This is a genomic window from Blautia coccoides (genome assembly GCF_034355335.1).
GTDB classification, from domain to species: domain Bacteria; phylum Bacillota; class Clostridia; order Lachnospirales; family Lachnospiraceae; genus Blautia; species Blautia producta.
This window is the reverse complement of sequence record NZ_CP136422.1, coordinates 4,066,586-4,087,196: the sequence shown is the minus strand read 5'-3', so window position 1 is coordinate 4,087,196 and position 20,611 is coordinate 4,066,586. Positions and strand designations below refer to the sequence as shown.

Sequence of the window (20,611 nt, the reverse complement as noted above, 5' to 3'; positions counted from 1 at the left end):
GTAAGTAAAATCGATGGGATAGATTTTTAAACAGTTGTATGATAGAATCATCAATCAAGGAAGGAGTTACCATTATGAATACAGTATTAGAAGTAGCAAATGTGGAAAAATATTATGGAAATAAAAGTAACCTGACAAAGGCCCTGGACGGGATCAGCTTTTCTGTGGAGGAAGGGGAATTTGTGGGGATCATGGGGGCCTCGGGAAGCGGAAAGACGACGCTCCTCAACTGCGTCTCCACTATAGACCATGTGACAAGCGGAAAAATCATTGTCAATGATATTGATGTGACAAAGCTCAGGGGAAATCATCTCAACCGGTTCAGAAGGGAGGAGCTTGGCTTTATCTTTCAGGATTTTAATCTTCTGGATACCCTGACTGCCTATGAAAATATTTCTCTGGCACTTACCATCCAGCGTGTCAGTCCGGCAAAGATTCACAAGTCGGTAAAGGAAATTGCTGAAAAACTGGGAATTGAGGATGTTTTGGAAAAATACCCCTACCAAATGTCAGGAGGACAGAAACAGCGTGTGGCCTGTGCAAGAGCCATGATCACAAATCCCCAGATCGTTATGGCGGATGAGCCTACCGGTGCGCTGGATTCCAAATCTGCCAGAATGCTGCTGGAGAGCTTCCAGTACCTGAATCAGCAGATGGCAGCTACCATTCTCATGGTCACACATGACGCATTTACAGCCAGCTATGCCAATCGGATCCTTTTTATCAAGGATGGAAAGCTGTTCAATGAGCTGGTAAAGGGAAGAGATACGAGAAAAGAGTTTTTCAACCGTATCATTGAGGTGGTTACTCTCCTGGGAGGTGAGCTGAACGATGTTATTTAAGCTTTCGGTCAAGAATATTAGAAAAAGTCTGAAGGATTATGCGATCTATTTTATGACACTGATACTGGGTGTTGCTATTTTCTATATATTTAACTCCCTGGACTCCCAGCAGGCCATGACGGATTTGACATCCTCCACAAAAGAAATCATAAAACTGATGATCACTATGTTGAGCGGCATCTCAGTGTTTGTCTCCTGTATCCTGGCTTTTTTGATCGTTTATGCCAATAATTTTTTGATCAAGAGAAGAAAAAAGGAATTTGGGGTGTATATGACACTGGGAATGGGAAAGGGACAGATTTCCAGGATCCTTGTGGGAGAAACTTTTCTCATCGGTCTGCTGTCTCTGGCTGTGGGACTTTTTATCGGCGTGCTGGGCGCGCAGTTTATGTCTGTGCTGGTGGTAAAAATGTTTGAGGTGGATATGGAGTCTTATGTCTTTGTATTCTCCAAAACGGCTTTTTTCAAGACGATTCTATATTTTGGGATCATGTACCTGGCAGTGTTGGTATTCAATACAGTCACCATCTCAAAATGCAGCCTGATAGATCTGTTATCCGCCGGAAAAAAGACAGAGCAGGTGAAAATGAAAAAGCCCGCGGCCTGCATAGCATTGTTTCTGTTTTCCGCCGCCATTTTGGGAGTTCTTTACTACCTGGTGTCTGTTGTTCCGAATAAACTGGATACCAGGTCCTGCGGTATCGTGATCGCCCTGGGATGTCTGGCCACTTTCCTGTTTTTCTGGTCCCTGTCAGGATTCCTTCTGCAGATGATGAAGAGAAACAGAAAATATTATCTGAAGGATCTAAATGCCTTTGTTCTCAGGCAGATCAACAGCAAGGTCAATACCACGGTATTTGCCATGACCATCATCTGTATCATGCTTTTTATGACCATCACGGTCCTCTCCAGCGGTCTGGGAATGAATCATTCTTTCAGAGAGTCTTTAAAAGAAATGACACCGGTGGATGTGAACACGGAATACCTGCCGCCGGAAGGGGAAAGTGCCGGGATTTCTGTTTCAGATAAGCTGCGGGAGGAAGGTTTTGATCTGACTGCTTTTAGAGATGACTATGTGGATATGGGAATCTACGCCACAGATCAGCTTACCATGGGGCTTACCATTGGCGATAACATGGAAACAGTGACAAAAAACTTTATGTTTTTGAGCGCGGATCAGCTGGAGGATATAGTCAGGCTTTCGGATTACAACCGTCTTGCAAAGCTTTACGGCAGTACGCAGTATGATCTGAGGGATGACGAATATCTGGTGCTCTGCAATATGGACGAGGTGAAGCTGCAGAGAGACAAAATGCTGAAAAAAGGAGAAAAGATCCTGTTGGACGGTATATCCTACTCACCCAAATATGACCAGTGCCAGGATGGCTTTTTACGGATGATGACAAACCGTATTAACCCGGGGGTTTATATCCTTCCCGACCATGCCGTGAAAGATGAGTGGAGGATTGGCGGTTTTTTGGCCGCTGATTATGCCAAACAGGATAAAAAAAGTGTGGAGGAGACAGACATAAAACTCAATGATCTGCGAAGGGAGAGCGGTGTTTACAGCAATACCAGGACTGATATTGTGTCTGCCAGCATGGGCCTGTCTACGATCATTACATTTGTTGCCATCTATCTTGGGATAATATTCCTTATTTCCGGAGCCGCCATACTGGCTTTGAAGGAACTCTCTGAAAGCTCTGATAACCGTGACAGATATGAGGTGCTGCGGAAGATTGGTGCGGATGAGCGCATGATAAACCGCTCTTTGTTTAAACAAATTGGAATATTCTTCCTTATGCCTCTGAGTCTGGCAGTGGTACATTCCGTTTTTGGCCTGCAGTTTGTGAGAAAAATGATGATAACCATGGGAGAAGTGAACCGCTTTGGATCGATCATCACTACAGCGGCTATTCTGCTGGTTATTTACGGCGGCTATTTTATCACCACGTATCTGGGCAGTAAACGAATTATTCAGGGAAAATGAGAATAAGAAAAACCCTGTCCTGCCATACTATTTCTGTAGACAAAACCATGTCAGAACCACCAAAAAAACAGAAATAGGAGGAAAATGTCATGACAGAACTTTCAGTACTTGACTTACAGAATCTGCGCCATCTGATCGGCGGATTGGAAACCAACCACTGCAAAATGCAGGATTATGCCCATGAGGCTCAGGATCCTCAGGTGAAACAGTTTTTCCAGAAGTCCGCACAGTCCGCAATGGAAAGCAAACAGCAGCTTATGCAGTTTTTACAGTAGGAGGTAAGAAGAGATGACAGATAAGACAATGGTAGCAGATACTCTGGTTGGTATCAATGGAGATTTGGCACACTTTGGACAAATGATCCCCCAGACAGAAAATGCTCAGTTAAAACAGACTTTAAAACAGATGAGAAACCAGAGCGAAATGTCACAGGAAGAGATCTATCAGATCGCAAGAGCAAAAAGCTATTATGTTCCTGCGGCAAAAGCAACACCGGAAGAAGTATCTCATGTAAAGAATGTACTGACACAGTTATCTGCTCAGTAACAGTACAGAGAAACTGAGATGTCACACAGAAGGGACATCGGAGAGTAACAGTTCAGATTTCCACTGTCCCGCGAGGTGTTGCCTTGCATTTGCAAGGCAATCCCGAGGCAGCCATGCGCCAGACTGCAGTTTTTGCAGTCTGTGTGCATGCTTTTGTTGCTATGAAGCCGAAAGGCTGAATAGTAACCATCGGAGAGGATCCGGTGTCCTTTTTTCTTGACAAATTCTGTCTGATGCTACATACTTAACACATACCGTCAAAGGCAGTTCTGCCTTTTTTATTCATTCAAGCAGCATTCCGCTGCGCCGGTATTCCCATTGTAAAAAGAACGCGCAGAAAGGATGTGATGCGTATTGCAGGCAGGAAAATAACAGTTGACAAGGAACAAAAAGTGTACTATTATGATAAAAGGAATACGAACATAAGTTCGTAGAAGCGTTTTCCCACAGTCAGCACAGGATATGCACAGACTTGTGGAATGGTTACTTAAGAAGGAGCAAATAAAGGAGATTATAAATGGTCAAAGAAGATAAATTGAAAGCCCTGGACGCGGCTCTGGGACAGATCGAGAAGCAGTTTGGAAAAGGTTCTGTTATGAAACTGGGCGATTCATCCGTACATATGAATGTGGAGACTGTGCCGACAGGTTCTCTGAGTCTTGATATAGCGTTAGGCCTGGGCGGAATTCCCAAGGGAAGGATCGTAGAGGTTTATGGACCGGAATCCAGTGGTAAGACCACCGTGGCACTGCACATGGTGGCTGAAGTACAGAAGAGAGGTGGAATTGCCGGTTTTATTGATGCAGAGCATGCCCTGGATCCTGCGTATGCCAGAAATATCGGCGTGGATGTAGACAACCTCTATATTTCACAGCCGGATAATGGAGAACAGGCCCTGGAGATCACAGAGACGATGGTGCGTTCCGGTGCCGTGGACATTGTGATTGTGGACTCTGTTGCTGCTCTGGTACCAAGAGCTGAGATAGAGGGGGATATGGGCGATGCCCATGTAGGCCTGCAGGCACGTCTTATGTCCCAGGCGCTCCGTAAGCTGACGGCTGTTATCAGTAAATCCAACTGTATTGTTATCTTTATCAATCAGCTCCGTGAGAAAGTCGGCGTAATGTTCGGTAATCCGGAGACCACTACAGGCGGACGTGCCCTGAAATTCTATTCCTCCATCCGTTTGGATGTCAGAAGGATCGAGGCTCTGAAGCAGGGCGGTGAGATCGTGGGCAACCGTACCAGGATCAAAGTGGTTAAGAATAAGATCGCACCTCCTTTTAAGGAGGCTGAATTTGATATTATGTTCGGTCAGGGAATCTCAAAAGCAGGAGATATTCTGGATCTGGCTGCCAGTCTGGGAATCATAAATAAGAGCGGTGCCTGGTATGCCTATAAGGATGGAAAGATTGGCCAGGGACGTGAGAATGCAAAGCAGTATTTAAATGAAAACCCGGAAATAGCAGATGAAGTGGAAGCAAAAGTCCGGGAACATTACGGACTTCTGGAGGGAAAGACGGAAGAAGAGAGCAGTAAAGATATAAAAGAAAAAAAAGCTGATGACAAAGCCGCTGCAGCAAAAGCTTCTGATGCGAAAGCCCAGGATATGAAAGCACCGGAAATGAAGGCAGCAGAGATACCTGGCGCCCAGCGTGCAAAAAAAGAAAATGAGGAAGTATAATGCTTGTCACTAAAATACAGGCTGTAACAAAACAAAAATACAGAATTGAACTTGACGGACAGCCCGCCTTTGTTGTGTACAAAGGCGAGCTGTCTCGCTATGGAATAAAAGAAGGTCATGAACTCTCAGGGACGGTTTATGAGGAGCTTGTGGGACAGGTGCTCACAAAACGAGCCAAGCTGCGGGCCATGCATCTTTTGGAGAGTATGGACCGGACCAGGGCAGAACTGGAGAAAAAGCTTCAGTCAAGTGAGTATCCAAGAGAGGCTGTTGACGCGGCGCTGGAGTATGTAACGTCCTTTGGGTATCTGGATGACAAAAGATATGCCCGGCACTATGTGGAATATAAAAAGCAGGGCAGAGGAAAAGCAAGACTGAAGATGGAACTGGCTCAAAAAGGTGTGGACAGAAGCATTATAGAGGAAGTTCTGGAGGAAGCCGATCTGGACGACTGCAGGGATACGATCCGGGAATTGGTGAGGAAAAAAAGAAGGGGTGACGGCCCCATGGATGACAAGGAACGGCAGAGGATTTACGGCTTCTTAATGAGAAAAGGTTTTTCCTCCTCTGATATTTTGTCCGTATTAAAAGAAAAAGAGGATTTTTGCTGAAAAATCTTGGACAGATTACACATACTTGTCTTTTAGAAAAATAGGTTTTATGTTGACTTTTCAGTAAAAACAGTATAAAATTAAACTGTTGTATTTGTACAATGAAAACTAAATAAGGAGGTGCTCCTGTGGCAATCTATGTAATAGTTGCAATTGTTGCTGTGGTAATCACGCTGCTGATTGCGGTTCCTGTTACAGCCAACATTTCAGTTAAGAAAAAAACTGAAAAAGACGCTGAAACTATCGGAACAGCAGAAGTAAAAGCAAGAAGCATTATAGATGAAGCATTGAAAACTGCGGAAACGAAGAAGCGAGAAGCTCTCTTAGAAGCAAAAGAAGAAAATCTCCGTACGAAAAACGAGTTGGAGAAAGAGACAAAAGAGAGACGTGCAGAACTTCAGAAGTATGAGAAGCGTGTTTTATCCAGAGAAGAAGCAGTGGACAAGAAGGCCGATGCCCTGGAAAAACGAGAAGCAGATTATACAGCAAAAGAAACTGAGCTTAAAAAGAAAGAAAAGAAAGTCGATGAATTACATGACCAGAGAGTACAAGAGCTGGAAAGAATTTCCGGTCTTACCTCCGAACAAGCAAAAGATTATTTGTTAAAAACTGTTGAGGACGAAGTAAAAATTGACACTGCGAAGCTCTACAAGGAATTGGAGAGCAAAGCAAAAGAGGAAGCCGATAAGAAGGCCAAGGAATATGTGGTGACAGCCATTCAGAAATGTGCGGCAGACCATGTATCGGAAGCTACAATTTCCGTTGTACAGCTTCCAAGCGATGAAATGAAAGGCCGTATTATCGGTAGGGAAGGACGCAATATCCGAACTTTGGAAACACTTACGGGTGTGGATCTCATTATTGATGATACCCCGGAAGCAGTCGTATTGTCCGGTTTCGATCCGATCCGGCGTGAAGTAGCACGTATAGCGCTGGAAAAACTGATTGTGGACGGAAGAATTCATCCGGCCAGAATCGAAGAGATGGTGGAAAAGGCACAAAAAGAAGTAGAGACCATGATGAGAGAAGAAGGTGAATCCGCTGCCCTGGAAGTTGGCGTACACGGTATTCATCCGGAATTGATCCGTCTGCTGGGACGTATGAAATTCCGCTCCAGCTACGGCCAGAATGCATTAAAGCATTCTATTGAGGTGGCACAGCTTGCCGGCCTTTTGGCGGGTGAAGTTGGGACAGACATTCGCATGGCAAAACGTGCAGGTCTGTTACATGACATCGGAAAATCCATCGATCATGAAGTGGAAGGTTCCCATATTCAGATTGGTGCTGACTTATGTAGAAAATATAAAGAGTCCCAGGTGGTTATCAACGCCGTGGAATCCCATCATGGGGACACGGAACCCACATCACTGGTGGCTTGTATTGTACAGGCTGCTGATGCGATCAGCGCAGCGAGACCTGGTGCTAGAAGAGAAACTTTAGAAACATATACCAACAGATTAAAACAATTAGAAGACATAACAAACTCTTTCAAAGGAGTGGACAAATCTTTTGCTATTCAGGCAGGTAGGGAGATTCGAGTGATGGTAGTGCCGGAACATGTAACGGATTCCGATATGGTGCTGCTGGCACGGAATATTTCAAAACAGATTGAAGCTGAACTGGAGTATCCGGGACAGATTAAGGTTAATGTAATTCGGGAGAGCCGTGTTGTAGATTACGCAAAATAGGCTGGACTGACAGATATGCAGAATGCTGCAATGATTTTATTTATATCATTGCGGGGTTCTGCATTTTTTGTTGTACGGATGACGAGTGAAGCAGCATAGCAGGGGAGCAGCATTTGCGGTGACGGAACCGGCGGCCTTGGGAGAGACGTACTAATTGTATGGGGCGGGGCATAGAATATATAGGGTGAGATCATGAAAAAATATTTGAATGTGTTTTTCCTTCTGTATTTGGGAGGATTTTTAGCGGGGGTGCTGTGTAGTAATTTTTTGCGGAATTATGCAGGGTATCAGACCAGTTTGCTTGGGGTTTATCTGGCAGACAGGGCGGCGGGCAGTATTTCGGGCAGCGGGATTTTTTTGCGGCTGTTTGAAAAAAGAGGAGTTTGGTTTCTGCTGTATATGGTAAGCGGGGTTACACCTTTCGGTATTCCTTTGGTGCTGGGGGGACTGCTGTGGCTGGGCTTTTTGGGCGGAAATCTTATGACAGTTTTTTTGATGGAGTATGGGATTCGGGGGATTGGCGCGGCGCTCGCCTGCTTTTTTCCACAGGGGCTTTTTTATGTGCCCTCTGTACTGTTGTTTTTTTTCTTTATTGTGCAGATGAGCCAGAAGTATTGGGGGAAGGGAATCCGGGTGAAAGCAGATTACAGAGCATATCTGTTTTTTATGACGGGAATTGGTATATTATTCCTGCTTGCCCTTTTTATGGAAAGTTATGTCAACCAAAATGTGCTGAGCTTTGTGATTGAGAGGTTTTTATGAAAAATTAACAAAATATTAACAATTACAAATTCACCACATCTGGTAGACATAAATAGAGCTTTTTCGATATGTTGTGTAAATGTAAAAAAAGCCTGAAAAACAAGAAAAACTTTGGAAAAATCCGTTTGCTTTTTCTATGGAAGTTGATATATAATTTCATTATGATTTGGAAAGGTATGGCCTTTTACATTTAGCAGCAGTCTCACTGCTGTATTGTTCTGAGCGTTTTTTTGGACTTGGAATGCGGAATGAAATAACATAACGAGGGATAATCATACATGAAGTGCGAGATTGAAGAGTTTATAGCCTATTTACATAACACCAAAGGCACTTCCAAAAATACAGAAGTATCCTATGAGCGGGATTTGCGAAAGATGGAACAGTTTCTGCGGAGTGAAGGAGTGGACAGAGTTCAGGATGTGACTGCCACGACTCTGAATTCTTATGAGATGTATCTGGAGCGGGAGCGATTTGCTGCCTCCACCATTTCCAGGAGTATTGCGTCTATGCGTGCTTTTTTTCAATATTGCTGTCAGCATGGGCTGCTTTCGGAGAACCCGGCAGACATATTGAAGGCGCCTAAGATCGAGAAAAAGATGCCTGGGATTCTTACTGTAGAAGAAGTCGATTTGCTGTTGAACCAGCCTAAAGAAAATACAGCCAAGGGGGTCCGGGATAAAGCCATGTTGGAGCTTTTATATGCAACAGGTATCCGGGTGAGTGAGCTTATTGGATTGAAACTGGAAAATATTAATTTAAAATTGGGATATATCACCTGTGAAGCCAGCGAAAAGGAAAGGGTAATACCTTTTGGGAGCGCGGCGAAAAAGGCGGTGAGAGAGTATCTGGAGCAGGCAAGGGAGGAGCTTTTAAACCATAAAGAAAGCGACTGCCTGTTTGTTAATTGTTCCGGAAAACCTATGAGCCGACAGGGTTTTTGGAAGGTTTTGAAGACCTATGCCGCATCTGCCGGAATCCAGCAGGACATAACACCGCATACGCTGCGGCATTCTTTTGCGGCCCATCTGGTACAGAACGGTGCGGATCTGAAGAGTGTACAAGAGATGCTGGGACATTCCGATATCTCTACAACCCAGATTTATTTGAATATGAATGTGAATAAGATCAGAGATGTGTATTTGAAAGCGCATCCAAGAAAATAGAGGACCTGAAAAGAGATGAGTTTTCGGGTCCTTTCTTTTTGGGATCCTTTTCACAAAAAAGGCATTTGCCTCCGAAAATGAAATTCGGGGACAAATGCCTTTTTGCTTAACACAGTTCTGCAATGGTGTAGAGGAGCTTCTCAGTCTCTTCCCAGCCAAGACATGGGTCTGTGATGGATTTTCCGTAGATATGGTCTGGACCGATTTTCTGGCAGCCGGAGACCAGATAGCTTTCGATCATGACACCTTTCACCAGGTGGCGGATATCACGGGAGACCAGACGGCTGTGCAGCACCTCTTTTACGATTCTGACCTGCTGCTCATATTTTTTGCCGGAGTTTGCATGATTGGCATCAATGATAACAGCCGGGTTTTCCAGATCCCGGTCATTGTACATTTCCAGGAGAAGCTGCAGATCTTCGTAATGGTAGTTGGGCAGTGTGTTGCCGTGCTTGTTTACCGCACCGCGCAGGATAGTGTGGGTAAGAGGATTCCCCTCTGTTTTGACCTCCCATCCTCTGGAGATGAAATCGTGTCCCTGCTGGGCTGCTACTACGGAGTTGAGCATAACGGAAAAATCACCGCTGGTGGGATTTTTCATGCCAACGGGAACATCCAGTCCGCTTACCATGAGGCGGTGTTCCTGATTTTCCACGGAGCGGGCGCCGATGGCCACGTAGGAGAGCAGATCGGACAGGTAGTGATAATTATCCGGGTAGAGCATCTCGTCCGCGGAACTAAGGCCCGTCTCCTGCAGAGAACGGATATGCATATGGCGGATCGCCAGAATACCTGCCAGTACATCTGGTTTTGCCTCCGGGTCAGGCTGATGGAGCATGCCTTTGTAACCCTCACCGGTGGTACGCGGTTTGTTGGTATAGATACGGGGAACCAGCACCAGGCGGTCCTCCACTTTGTCCTGAAGTTGGGCAAGGCGGTTGGTGTAATCACATACAGAATCTTCATTGTCTGCGGAACAGGGGCCGACGATGACAAGAAACTTGTCAGAAGCACCGGTGATGACATCGCAGATCATTTTATCTCTTTTAGCTTTTATCTGTTTCAACTCTTCGGACACAGGTGCCTGCGCTTTGATCTCGTCCGGAGAGGGAAGCTGTTTTACGAATTTGAAGCTCATAGTTATCTCCTTTGTTTGACTTTCTAGTTGACTATTATAATACAAAACCTTCCAGTTGTCGACAGTTTTGAGTAATTTTTTGCTTTAAAGCGTTTATGCGTTTAAGTGATAAAGGATAAACGGCGTCGGGTCTATTCACCCGGCGCTGCTTTCATGTAGTCTTTTAAGAAAAACAGAGTGAGAAGGGTAATTGCCAGCTCACTGATCAGCAGACCCCACAGATATCCCAGAATTCCGAAACGCGGGATCACAAAGAAGACAAATAGCAGACGTATAGAAAGCCCCAGTAGATTCTGGGCAAAATATTTCCCTGTTTCCCCTAAGCCGTTCAGGATACCGCTGAGTGTGCTGGAGAGATACAGACAGGGGCAGATAAAGGACAGTGTTTTGATAAAAGTTCCCGCAAATTCATTTTTAAATAAAAACAGCCCCATAAAATCCCCGGTAAAATAAAAGATGGCTGTGGAGAGAAATCCCAGCAGCAGGCAGTAGCGGGTTGTGGTGAAAATAAGATTCCGTATTTTTTTGTAATTTCCCACTGCCTGATTTTCCGCCACGGAGGGCAGGAGCATGGCTGAGACTGCATTGGTGATGGCAGAGGGAAAGAGTATGAGCGGCAGCGCCATACCGTTCAGCACACCATAGACAGAGAGGGCAGAAGCGCTGTCCATTCCGAATAGCCGCAGATGGCCCGGTATCAGAACGGACTCCATGCTGTGCAGGATATTGATAAAAAGCCGGTTTCCGGTGAGCGGCAGGGAAAGGGAGACTATGTCTTTTAAATCCTTTCCGGGCGCATGGATATTGCTGATCTGGTAATGATACTTTCTGTAATCCCACAAAATGAAAAGCAGGGAGAACAGCATGGATACCAACTCGCCGGCGAAAAGTCCCACCACCGCCAGCATAGGTGTGAGCGGGTGGCCTTCCCCGGTCCATACAAGATACAGAAGATAGGTGGCACTCATGCGGGCTGTCTGTTCCACAAGCTGAGACCAGGCCGGAATTCCTGTTTTTTTCCTGGCGATATAGTAGCCATAGGCACAGGAATGAAAGGTACCCATGGGAATTGACAGGGAGGAGACGCGAAGCAGGTCTGTGCACTCCTCCTCCAACAGGATATGTACAGCAAACCAGGAGGCATGGCGGTACAGTAAAAAGGTGACAGCAAAGGATATGACCATGGACAGGGAAGTGGCGATCAAAAAAATGTCGCGGGCGCCCTGTTCATCCTTCAGGGCTACCCGTGCAGCCACGAATCGGGATATGGCTGTCTGGATCCCTCCCACTGTCAGTGCAAAACAGAGGGTGTGGATAGGGAAGATTAGCTGATAGATTCCCATCCCCTGTGCACCAATTGTCTGCGACAGGAATATTCTATAGAGAAACCCAAGGATTTTTGTCAGGAAGCCGGCCAGGGTCAGGATGAGTGTTCCTTTCAGTAAAATATGTTTGTTATCCATAAGAAGTCCTTTATAAGTGACTATACACAGAGAGTGCCATAGTAACTCTTATAGTCTTTTTCACAATATATTCCAAAAAGCATCTTGACAGAACAGGATAAGAATGATATTCTACAATTAAATCCGAGTAAAACAGTCGGAATTTAAAAAGGATGGTGATGATTTGAAATTATCAACCAAAGGAAGGTACGGCTTGAGAGCCTTGATCGATCTGGCTTTATACAGTGAATCTGAGGCTGTTTCCATACAGAGCATTGCGACACGGCAGAATATTTCGGACAGTTATCTGGAACAGCTGGTGCGCAAATTAAAGAGTGCCGGGTTGGTTGTGAGCGTCCGCGGCGCACAGGGCGGATATAAGCTTGCCAGACCTGCCGGAGAGATATCCGTAGGAGACGTTCTTCGGGCACTGGAGGGAAGCCTGGATGCCGTTACCTGTAATGGAGGAGAAAAACATAGCTGTCAGGGTGCAGATTTATGCGTTACCCGTTATGTATGGCAGCGTATCAATAGTAGTATAAAAGAAACTGTAGATTCCATCATGCTGGACCAGCTCGTTGAGGAAAGCCGCAAAATGCGGGATAAAGGGCAGATTCAGGTGCAAAAATGTGACAATTAGGAGAGAGAAAATATGAAGACAACAATATATCTGGATAATGCAGCAACAACAAAAACAGCGCAGGAGGTTGTAGATGCCATGCTTCCGTACTTCACGGAAAGCTACGGAAACCCATCCAGCATCTATGAGATTGGTCAGAGAAGCAAAGAAGCCATCAACAAGGCAAGGGGACAGATCGCAGAGGTTCTGGGTGCCAAGTCAGAGGAGATTTATTTTACCGCAGGCGGCAGTGAGGCCGATAACTGGGCACTGAAAGCAGCATTTGAGGCATATAAAAGTAAAGGAAACCATATCATCACCACGAAAATTGAGCATCATGCAATTCTGCACACCTGTGAATATCTGGAAAAGCGCGGCGCAAAGGTGACATATCTGGATGTGGATGAAAACGGTATTGTTAAAATAGATGATCTGTTAAAAGCAATCACTCCGGAGACTATTTTGATTTCCGTTATGTTTGCCAACAACGAGATCGGTGCTATACAGCCCATCAAAGAGATCGGAATGATCGCCAAGGAACACGGCATTTTATTCCACACAGATGCGGTACAGGCATTCGGACAGGTTCCCATCGATGTGGATGAGATGAACATCGACATGTTAAGCTCCAGCGGCCATAAGATCAACGGACCAAAGGGAATCGGCTTCTTATATATCCGTAAAGGTGTAAAAATCCGCAGCTTTGTTCACGGCGGCGCCCAGGAGAGAAAGAGAAGAGCAGGCACGGAGAATGTACCCGCTATTGTGGGATATGGTGTGGCAGCAGAGCGCGCAGCCAGAACTATGGAGGAGCGCACAAGGAAAGAGATAGAACTCAGGGATTACTTTATCGGCAGGATTTTAAAGGAAATCCCCTATGTACGTCTGAACGGCGATGCAAAGAGACGTCTGCCAAACAACATTAACGTGAGCTTCCAGTTCATAGAGGGTGAGTCTCTTCTTATCATGCTGGATATGAAGGGAATCGCAGCATCAAGCGGTTCGGCATGTACCTCAGGTTCTCTGGATCCGTCCCATGTACTGCTGGCTATCGGCCTGCCTCATGAGATCGCCCACGGTTCTCTCAGAATGACCATCAGCGAGGAAACCACAAAAGAGGACCTGGATTATACACTGGATCAGATCAAGGAGATTGTGAACCGTCTGCGTGAACTCTCCCCATTATATGAAGATTTCGTTAAAAAACAGAAACAGAACAGAGCGTAATACAATATAAGGCGGCAGGAAATGTATCACGGATGCCGCATGAGAACCCTGAATAGTTAGAAAATGACAAATTATGGAGGAAATATATTATGTACAGTGAAAAAGTTATGGACCATTTTCAGAACCCAAGAAACGTAGGAGAGATTGAGGGCGCCAGCGGTGTCGGAACCGTAGGCAATGCAAAATGCGGGGACATCATGAGAATGTATCTGGATATTGACGACAACGGTATTATTCATGACTGTAAATTCAAAACCTTCGGCTGCGGCGCTGCAGTGGCAACCAGCAGTATGGCTACAGAGCTTGTAAAGGGAAAAACGATCCAGGAAGCTCTGCAGGTGACAAATAAAGCAGTTATGGAAGCTCTTGACGGACTTCCCCCTGTAAAAGTACACTGTTCTCTGCTTGCGGAGGAGGCTATTCACGCAGCACTCTGGGACTATGCTGAAAAGCACGGGATCAAGATCGAGGGCCTGGATAAGCCGAAGAGCGATATCTCCGAAGAGGAAGAAGAGGAAGACTATTAATGGAAAAAAAGAAGGTAGTTGTGGGGATGTCCGGTGGTGTGGACTCCTCTGTGGCGGCCTATCTGCTGAAGGAACAGGGATATGATGTCATTGGAGTCACCATGCAGATTTGGCAGGATGAGGACAATGCAGCACAGGAAGAAAACGGAGGCTGCTGCGGTTTGAGTGCAGTAGACGATGCCAGAAGAGTGGCAAACATGCTGGAGATTCCCTATTACGTGATGAATTTCAAAAATGAATTCAAGGAAAATGTCATCGACTATTTCATCGGGGAATATCTGGATGGCCGCACTCCAAATCCATGTATTGCCTGCAACCGTTATGTGAAATGGGAATCTCTCTTAAAGAGGAGTATAGAAATCGGCGCGGACTATATTGCGACAGGCCACTACGCCAAGATTGTCCGGACAGAGAGCGGAAGATACTCTCTAAAAATGTCAGATGCCACTGGGAAAGACCAGACATATGCGTTGTACAATCTGACCCAGCACCAGCTCTCCCATACACTGATGCCTGTGGGAGTCTATGAAAAAGATGAAATTAGAAAAATTGCAGAACAGATCGGTCTTCCTGTAGCCAAAAAAAAGGACAGCCAGGAAATTTGCTTTGTACCGGATAAGGATTATGCCGGATTTATAGAAGAGAATACAGAACATAAAATTAAAGAGGGAAACTATGTGCTGGAGGACGGGACAGTCATTGGCCGCCATAAAGGGATCACCCACTATACCATTGGTCAGAGAAAAGGCCTCAATCTGGCAATGGGACATCCGGTCTTCGTGACAGAGATCCGCCCCGAGAGCAATGAGGTGGTGATCGGGGAAAATGAGGACCTGTTCAAAAGGGAGCTGGTCTGTGACAGGATCAATTTTATGTCCATTCCCGACCTGAAAGAAGATATGCGTGTCATGGCGAAAATCAGATATAATCACAGAGGCGCGTCTGCTGTTATCCACAGGGAGGACGAGGATAGGATCCGTGTCATATTTGATGAACCGCAAAGAGCCATTACACCCGGACAGGCAGTTGTCTTTTATGACGGAGAATATGTAGCCGGGGGCGGTATTATATTATAGCGGCGAATATGCAGCCGAGGCAGTAATTAATATTATAATGGCTCCAGAGATGGATATGCCTGGTAAACAGACTGTTATGCGGCCTGTTTCCCGGGCATTTTTTACATTCCTGTGCAGAAAATGTTTTTTGAAATATAGAGTATACGGCAGACAACAGGGCGGTCTAAAATCATGATATGTACTGCAGAGAACAGGATGTCTGAATACCGGTATACCGCTAAGAAAAAGGATGAGCCGAATGGGAGGTATGGTCAAATATGAAGGTAAGAGCAGAACGACTGGATGAGGAGAGCATCCGATATGTATATAAAACCTATATGAAGATAGATTTTCCAAGGTCAGAACTCAAACCTCTGAAGAGTATTCTGAGCCTGATCCAACAGAAGAGAGGGGAGGGATACGGATTTTATGATAAAGATGAACTGACAGGATATGCCTTTTTGATAAAGGCTCCTTCAGGCAGGGCATATCTGATCGATTACCTGGCTGTGCTGCCATCCCTGAGAGACAGGGGGTATGGAAGCGCGTGTCTCTCAGCCCTTCAAAATATACTTGAGGAGAAAAATACCCTGCACTCCAAACTACTGGGTACAGGGGAAAACATGGAATCTACGGCGAATGAGCGGGAATATACGATAATGGTAGAATCTGAGGACCCATCCTTTGCGGCAGATGAGACGGAAAAGCAGGTTCGCAGAAGAAGAATCCGTTTTTATGAAAAGAATGGATTTTTTGATTCCAAAAATGTCTGCCGCCTCTTCGGAGTGGAGTACAGAATATTAGGAAAGACCTCCTGCATGACGCAGGAAGAACCAAGAAACATGCGCTGCAGGGAAGAATTGGACAGCATTTACCGTACCATTATTCCAAAGCTTGTATATCACAGCCAGGTGAAATGGATGTAAAGAAAGGCAGGGGGAGAGGCAGCTCCACACCACACGGCAGCAGCAATCCCCCGATTCCTTTTAAAGCCGGAAGTCTTCTCACAGAGGAAGAAATTCCGGCTTTCTGTTCTTAAAAACAGTATAGTATTGAAAGCCGCATTCCTTTAAAAGTGTTCCTGCCCGTTCAAAATCGTAGGCGATATGTTCTGGCGCATGGGCGTCAGAGCCAAGCGTCAGGATTTCACCTCCCAGTTCCCTATATCGAATCAGAATTTTTTCTGTGGGATTGGGATGGCCGAGACCATATTTAAAGCCTGCTGTGTTGCACTCCAGGCCGATACCTTTTTGTACCAGGACGTGAAGGATCTCATCCAGGATATCCCTGTATTTTTCATAGGAGTAGTACAGATTGCGGTTGGGACCGTAGCGCACCACATAGTCAATATGGCCGCATACGTCGTAGCAGGAGAGAACCTTCAGGTTTTCCAAAAGGCAGGTAAAATAACTGCGGTAGGCCTCCTCCTCGCTGCGGTTATCAAAAAATATCCGGTCATAGGGGTCACACCCGTCTGCCACATGTACGGAGCCGATGACAAAGTCAAAGGGATAACTGGCTGCAAAGGACGGCAGTTTTCCTGTCAAATGGGGCTGAAGTCCAAGCTCAATGCCGAAATTTATCTCTATTTTATCCTTATACTTCTCCCGGAGTTCCATAAGCTTCTGCTGATAGGACGGCATATCCACGAAAAAGTCAAATTCCCCCGGAGGAAAATCAAAATCCATATGTTCGGTAAAACAAATCCCCGGCACATTTTTGTGAATGGCACTGAGGATCATGTGTTCCATTGGGGCTTCGCTGTCGCTGGAAAATGATGTGTGCATGTGAAAATCTGCGTACATAGATGACATCTCCTTTTCTTTTGCTGCCCTAATTATATAGGAAAGAAGCGGAAATGTACATAAAGAGAATGTAAAACTGGTACGATTTTTCATTTTATGCTTGAATTTTTGTCCCAGATTAGGTACAATATCAAATAGGTTGATGTTTCTTTAACAATCTTAATAGAAACCTCACGGAATACAAACACTTTTAGGAGGAATGAATAACATGGCAGTAAAAGTAGCAATCAATGGATTTGGACGTATTGGACGTCTTGCTTTCAGACAGATGTTTGGAGCAGAAGGATTTGAAATCGTAGCGATCAATGATTTAACATCTCCGACAATGTTAGCTCACTTACTGAAATATGACTCTACACAGGGAAGATATGCACTTGGCGATACAGTAACAGCAGGTGAAGATTCCATCACTGTTGATGGAAAAGAGATCAAAATCTACGCAAAAGCAAAAGCTGAAGAACTTCCTTGGGGAGAAATCGGTGTAGATGTTGTTCTGGAATGTACAGGTTTCTATACATCCAAAGACAAAGCAGAAGCTCATATCAAAGCAGGCGCTAAGAAAGTTGTTATCTCCGCTCCGGCTGGCAACGACCTTCCTACCATCGTTTACAATGTAAACCATGAGACCCTGACAAAAGATGACAATATCATCTCCGCAGCTTCTTGTACAACAAACTGCCTGGCTCCGATGGCAAAAGCATTAAACGACCTGGCTCCGATCAAATCCGGTATTATGTGCACAATCCACGCTTACACAGGCGATCAGATGACACTGGACGGACCGCAGAGAAAAGGTGATTTAAGAAGATCCCGCGCAGCTGCAGTTAATATCGTTCCTAACAGCACAGGTGCTGCAAAAGCAATCGGCCTGGTTATTCCGGAACTGAACGGCAAACTGATCGGATCTGCTCAGCGTGTTCCGACCCCGACAGGTTCTACTACAATTCTGACAGCAGTTGTTGACGGAACTGTAACAGTAGATCAGGTTAACGCAATCATGAAAGAGCAGGCTACAGAGTCCTTCGGATACAATACAGATGAGATCGTATCCAGCGACATCATCGGTATGAAATACGGTTCTCTGTTCGATGCAACTCAGACAATGGTTCTGCCGTTAGACAATGGCACAACAGAAGTACAGGTTATTTCCTGGTATGACAATGAGAATTCTTACACAAGCCAGATGGTAAGAACAATCAAATACTTCGGAAAATTATTAGAGAAATAATTATTGAGAATAAAGACTCATTAAAGGGTCCGGTCTGTTTTGGACCGGACTCCTTTCGTCTAATCATGACAATAATTGGGAAGTATTATTTAATAAGAACAAAGGTAACTGTAAGGGTACCGAACAGTTACAGAACAAATATTAAAGGAGGCATCATCCAATGCTCAACAAGAAATCAGTTGATGACATCAACGTAAAAGGAAAAAAAGTTTTAGTCCGCTGTGATTTCAACGTTCCCCTTCAGGACGGTAAGATCACAGATGAAAACCGTCTGGTGGCAGCCCTTCCTACGATCAAGAAGCTGATCGCTGACGGCGGAAAAGTAATCCTGTGCTCTCACCTGGGCAAACCTAAGGGAGAAGCAAAACCGGAATTGTCTCTGGCACCTGTTGCCGAGAGAATGACAGAACTGCTGGGACAGGAAGTGAAATTTGCGGCTGATCCGGAAGTTGTGGGACCAAATGCAAAAGCAGCTGTTGAGGCAATGAAAGACGGAGATGTTGTTTTACTGGAGAATACACGTTACCGTGCAGAAGAGACAAAGAACGGAGAGGCATTCAGCAAAGAGCTGGCATCTCTGTGCGATGTATTTGTAAATGACGCATTTGGTACTGCCCACAGAGCACATTGTTCCAATGTTGGTGTGACACAGTTTGTAGATACCGCAGTTGTCGGCTATCTGATGCAGAAAGAAATTGATTTCCTGGGAAATGCAGTGGACAATCCTAAGAGACCTTTTGTTGCAATTCTGGGCGGAGCTAAAGTTTCCAGCAAAATTTCTGTTATCAACAATCTGCTGGATAAGGTGGATACCCTGATCATTGGTGGCGGAATGTCCTACACCTTCTCAAAAGCAATGGGCGGACACATCGGAACTTCTCTCTGTGAGGATGATTATCTGCAGTATGCACTGGATATGATGAAAAAGGCAGAGGAAAAAGGCGTGAAGCTTTTACTGCCGGTGGACAACCGTATTGGTGATGATTTCTCCAATGACTGTAATATCCAGGTCGCAAAACGCGGTGAGATCCCGGATGGCTGGGAAGGCATGGACATTGGACCTGAGACAGAGAAAATTTTCTGCGAGGCTGTTAAAGATGCCAAGACTGTTGTATGGAACGGACCTATGGGATGTTTCGAGATGCCGAATTTTGCTCATGGTACAGAAGCAGTTGCAAAAGCACTGGCGGACACAGACGCTACCACCATTATCGGCGGCGGTGACTCTGCAGCAGCCGTTAATATCCTGGGATATGGCGACAAGATGACCCACATTTCCACAGGAGGCGGAGCTTCCCTGGAATTCTTAGAGGGTAAAGAACTGCCGGGTGTGGCAGCAGCTAACGATAAATAAGATTCCCGGCTTTGGCTCATGGCCCGCGGGAGGAGAGAATGGGACGCAAAAACCTGTTCTTATGAATAATAGAAAGAAGGAAATCCAAACATGGCAAGAAGAAAAATTGTTGCTGGTAACTGGAAGATGAACATGACTCCCAGTGAAGCAGTTGAATTAGTGAACACATTAAAACCTCTGGTAGCAAACGAAGAAGTGGACGTAGTATTCTGTGTACCGGCTATTGATATCATTCCGGTAGTTGAGGCCTGCAAAGGCACAAATATCCAGGTTGGCGCTGAGAATATGTACTATGAGGAGAAAGGTGCCTACACAGGCGAGATCGCTCCGGGCATGCTCACAGATGCAGGTGTTAAATATGTTGTTTTAGGCCATTCTGAGAGAAGAGAATACTTCGCAGAGACCAGTGAGACAGTAAACAAAAAAATGCTGAAAGCATTTGAGCATGGAATCACTCCAATCATGTGCTGCGGTGAGACTCTGGAGCAGAGAGAACAGGGTGTGACCATGGACTTTATCCGTCAGCAGGTTAAAGTAGGCTTCCAGGGCGTGACAGCAGACCAGGCTAAGACAGCAGTTATCGCATATGAGCCTATCTGGGCTATTGGAACAGGTAAGACAGCTACCACGGAGCAGGCACAGGAAGTTTGTGCAGGAATCCGTGCGTGCATCGCTGAAGTATATGATGAAGCTACTGCAGAAGCCATCCGTATCCAGTACGGCGGATCTGTAAATGCCAAGACAGCTCCGGAACTGTTCGTTCAGAACGATATTGACGGCGGCTTAGTAGGCGGTGCTTCTCTGAAAGCGGAATTTGGCCAGATCGTAAATTATAAATAGTTTTGAAGCAGCAGCTTCGGCTAAAAATATCATGTAACAGCAAAGCAGAAAGCCTTCTCGGAGGAAAATCCGGGAAGGCTTTTTTTACTA

General features: G+C 45.4%; 20 protein-coding genes. 17 read left to right on the top strand and 3 right to left on the bottom strand.

Annotated elements, in window-relative coordinates; translation table 11 throughout:
• Positions 1-74 precede the first annotated feature (74 nt).
• The 9 genes from BLCOC_RS18385 (at position 75) to xerD (ending at position 9,286) form a co-directional block, all read left to right on the top strand.
• Entirely contained in the window at positions 75-842 is a 768-nt protein-coding gene (locus BLCOC_RS18385) for an ABC transporter ATP-binding protein (protein ID WP_029468509.1), read from the top strand.
• Complete coding sequence (locus BLCOC_RS18380) at positions 832-2,832, top strand: ABC transporter permease (RefSeq protein ID WP_115622996.1); 2,001 nt, start codon at positions 832-834, stop codon at positions 2,830-2,832. Before BLCOC_RS18385 ends, BLCOC_RS18380 begins: the two co-directional genes overlap by 11 nt.
• 89 nt (positions 2,833-2,921) lie before the next feature.
• Complete coding sequence (locus BLCOC_RS18375) at positions 2,922-3,107, top strand: hypothetical protein (RefSeq protein WP_018596496.1); 186 nt, start codon at positions 2,922-2,924, stop codon at positions 3,105-3,107.
• Between the two features lie 13 nt (positions 3,108-3,120).
• Complete coding sequence (locus BLCOC_RS18370) at positions 3,121-3,378, top strand: spore coat protein (protein WP_018596495.1); 258 nt, start codon at positions 3,121-3,123, stop codon at positions 3,376-3,378.
• A 517-nt stretch (positions 3,379-3,895) separates the two neighbouring features.
• On the top strand, positions 3,896-5,062 hold the full coding sequence (recA, locus tag BLCOC_RS18365) for a recombinase RecA (protein ID WP_115622994.1): 1,167 nt from the start codon (positions 3,896-3,898) through the stop codon (positions 5,060-5,062).
• On the top strand, positions 5,062-5,673 hold the full coding sequence (locus tag BLCOC_RS18360) for a regulatory protein RecX (RefSeq protein ID WP_115622993.1): 612 nt from the start codon (positions 5,062-5,064) through the stop codon (positions 5,671-5,673). The genes recA and BLCOC_RS18360 overlap by 1 nt, the downstream gene beginning before the upstream one ends.
• Before the next feature lie 128 nt (positions 5,674-5,801).
• Entirely contained in the window at positions 5,802-7,361 is a 1,560-nt protein-coding gene (gene rny / locus BLCOC_RS18355; protein WP_044953616.1) for a ribonuclease Y, read from the top strand.
• 192 nt (positions 7,362-7,553) lie between these two features.
• Positions 7,554-8,123 (top strand): stage II sporulation protein M, encoded by a 570-nt coding sequence (locus BLCOC_RS18350; RefSeq protein WP_018596491.1) that lies wholly within the window; start codon positions 7,554-7,556, stop codon positions 8,121-8,123.
• Between the two features lie 278 nt (positions 8,124-8,401).
• Positions 8,402-9,286 (top strand): site-specific tyrosine recombinase XerD, encoded by an 885-nt coding sequence (gene xerD / locus BLCOC_RS18345; RefSeq protein ID WP_018596490.1) that lies wholly within the window; start codon positions 8,402-8,404, stop codon positions 9,284-9,286.
• A gap of 106 nt (positions 9,287-9,392) precedes the next feature.
• On the opposite strand, the gene BLCOC_RS18340 is transcribed toward xerD, so the two are convergent.
• Positions 9,393-10,424: a 3-deoxy-7-phosphoheptulonate synthase gene (locus tag BLCOC_RS18340; protein WP_018596489.1), complete on the bottom strand. Its 1,032-nt coding sequence runs from the start codon at positions 10,422-10,424 to the stop codon at positions 9,393-9,395.
• A 131-nt stretch (positions 10,425-10,555) separates the two neighbouring features.
• Positions 10,556-11,887, bottom strand: coding sequence for a polysaccharide biosynthesis protein (locus BLCOC_RS18335; protein ID WP_115622992.1), 1,332 nt, complete (start codon positions 11,885-11,887; stop codon positions 10,556-10,558).
• 163 nt (positions 11,888-12,050) lie between these two features.
• Here BLCOC_RS18335 and BLCOC_RS18330 point away from each other — a divergent pair, with 163 nt between their 5' ends.
• The 5 genes from BLCOC_RS18330 to BLCOC_RS18310 all read left to right on the top strand — a co-directional run bounded on the left by BLCOC_RS18330 (position 12,051) and on the right by BLCOC_RS18310 (position 16,220).
• The gene (locus BLCOC_RS18330) at positions 12,051-12,506 is read left to right on the top strand and encodes an RrF2 family transcriptional regulator (RefSeq protein WP_026255594.1); all 456 of its coding nucleotides are present in this window, start codon (positions 12,051-12,053) and stop codon (positions 12,504-12,506) included.
• A 12-nt stretch (positions 12,507-12,518) separates the two neighbouring features.
• Positions 12,519-13,712, top strand: coding sequence for a cysteine desulfurase NifS (gene nifS, locus BLCOC_RS18325; RefSeq protein WP_018596486.1), 1,194 nt, complete (start codon positions 12,519-12,521; stop codon positions 13,710-13,712).
• An 89-nt stretch (positions 13,713-13,801) separates the two neighbouring features.
• Positions 13,802-14,239: a Fe-S cluster assembly scaffold protein NifU gene (gene nifU, locus BLCOC_RS18320; RefSeq protein WP_026255593.1), complete on the top strand. Its 438-nt coding sequence runs from the start codon at positions 13,802-13,804 to the stop codon at positions 14,237-14,239.
• Positions 14,239-15,315 carry a tRNA 2-thiouridine(34) synthase MnmA gene (mnmA, locus tag BLCOC_RS18315; RefSeq protein ID WP_029468520.1) on the top strand — a complete coding sequence of 359 codons (1,077 nt, stop codon included), beginning with the start codon at positions 14,239-14,241 and terminating at the stop codon, positions 15,313-15,315. The genes nifU and mnmA overlap by 1 nt, the downstream gene beginning before the upstream one ends.
• A gap of 257 nt (positions 15,316-15,572) precedes the next feature.
• A complete protein-coding gene (locus BLCOC_RS18310; protein ID WP_115622991.1) occupies positions 15,573-16,220 on the top strand; it encodes a GNAT family N-acetyltransferase in 648 nt (215 codons plus the stop codon).
• Positions 16,221-16,298: 78 nt separating this feature from the next.
• On the opposite strand, the gene BLCOC_RS18305 is transcribed toward BLCOC_RS18310, so the two are convergent.
• On the bottom strand, positions 16,299-17,099 hold the full coding sequence (locus BLCOC_RS18305; protein WP_115622990.1) for a histidinol-phosphatase HisJ family protein: 801 nt from the start codon (positions 17,097-17,099) through the stop codon (positions 16,299-16,301).
• Positions 17,100-17,307: 208 nt separating this feature from the next.
• Here BLCOC_RS18305 and gap point away from each other — a divergent pair, with 208 nt between their 5' ends.
• From gap to tpiA, 3 genes are all read left to right on the top strand, one after another.
• Positions 17,308-18,327, top strand: coding sequence for a type I glyceraldehyde-3-phosphate dehydrogenase (gene gap / locus BLCOC_RS18300; RefSeq protein ID WP_018596482.1), 1,020 nt, complete (start codon positions 17,308-17,310; stop codon positions 18,325-18,327).
• Positions 18,328-18,487: 160 nt separating this feature from the next.
• Positions 18,488-19,681, top strand: a complete 1,194-nt coding sequence (locus BLCOC_RS18295) for a phosphoglycerate kinase (protein ID WP_018596481.1) — start codon at positions 18,488-18,490, stop codon at positions 19,679-19,681.
• A 90-nt stretch (positions 19,682-19,771) separates the two neighbouring features.
• Positions 19,772-20,521 (top strand): triose-phosphate isomerase, encoded by a 750-nt coding sequence (tpiA, locus tag BLCOC_RS18290; protein WP_018596480.1) that lies wholly within the window; start codon positions 19,772-19,774, stop codon positions 20,519-20,521.
• Positions 20,522-20,611 lie beyond the last annotated feature (90 nt).

Excerpts from the sequence above, each read along its gene's own strand:
- BLCOC_RS18385 (WP_029468509.1), top strand. The coding sequence starts at position 75 with ATGAATACAGTATTAGAAGTAGCAAATGTGGAAAAATATTATGGAAAT.
- BLCOC_RS18380 (WP_115622996.1), top strand. The coding sequence starts at position 832 with ATGTTATTTAAGCTTTCGGTCAAGAATATTAGAAAAAGTCTGAAGGAT.
- BLCOC_RS18375 (WP_018596496.1), top strand. The coding sequence starts at position 2,922 with ATGACAGAACTTTCAGTACTTGACTTACAGAATCTGCGCCATCTGATC.
- BLCOC_RS18370 (WP_018596495.1), top strand. The coding sequence starts at position 3,121 with ATGACAGATAAGACAATGGTAGCAGATACTCTGGTTGGTATCAATGGA.
- recA (WP_115622994.1), top strand. The coding sequence starts at position 3,896 with ATGGTCAAAGAAGATAAATTGAAAGCCCTGGACGCGGCTCTGGGACAG.
- BLCOC_RS18360 (WP_115622993.1), top strand. The coding sequence starts at position 5,062 with ATGCTTGTCACTAAAATACAGGCTGTAACAAAACAAAAATACAGAATT.
- BLCOC_RS18350 (WP_018596491.1), top strand. The coding sequence starts at position 7,554 with ATGAAAAAATATTTGAATGTGTTTTTCCTTCTGTATTTGGGAGGATTT.
- xerD (WP_018596490.1), top strand. The coding sequence starts at position 8,402 with ATGAAGTGCGAGATTGAAGAGTTTATAGCCTATTTACATAACACCAAA.
- BLCOC_RS18340 (WP_018596489.1), bottom strand. The coding sequence starts at position 10,424 with ATGAGCTTCAAATTCGTAAAACAGCTTCCCTCTCCGGACGAGATCAAA.
- BLCOC_RS18335 (WP_115622992.1), bottom strand. The coding sequence starts at position 11,887 with ATGGATAACAAACATATTTTACTGAAAGGAACACTCATCCTGACCCTG.
- nifS (WP_018596486.1), top strand. The coding sequence starts at position 12,519 with ATGAAGACAACAATATATCTGGATAATGCAGCAACAACAAAAACAGCG.
- nifU (WP_026255593.1), top strand. The coding sequence starts at position 13,802 with ATGTACAGTGAAAAAGTTATGGACCATTTTCAGAACCCAAGAAACGTA.
- mnmA (WP_029468520.1), top strand. The coding sequence starts at position 14,239 with ATGGAAAAAAAGAAGGTAGTTGTGGGGATGTCCGGTGGTGTGGACTCC.
- BLCOC_RS18310 (WP_115622991.1), top strand. The coding sequence starts at position 15,573 with ATGAAGGTAAGAGCAGAACGACTGGATGAGGAGAGCATCCGATATGTA.
- BLCOC_RS18305 (WP_115622990.1), bottom strand. The coding sequence starts at position 17,099 with ATGTACGCAGATTTTCACATGCACACATCATTTTCCAGCGACAGCGAA.
- gap (WP_018596482.1), top strand. The coding sequence starts at position 17,308 with ATGGCAGTAAAAGTAGCAATCAATGGATTTGGACGTATTGGACGTCTT.
- BLCOC_RS18295 (WP_018596481.1), top strand. The coding sequence starts at position 18,488 with ATGCTCAACAAGAAATCAGTTGATGACATCAACGTAAAAGGAAAAAAA.
- tpiA (WP_018596480.1), top strand. The coding sequence starts at position 19,772 with ATGGCAAGAAGAAAAATTGTTGCTGGTAACTGGAAGATGAACATGACT.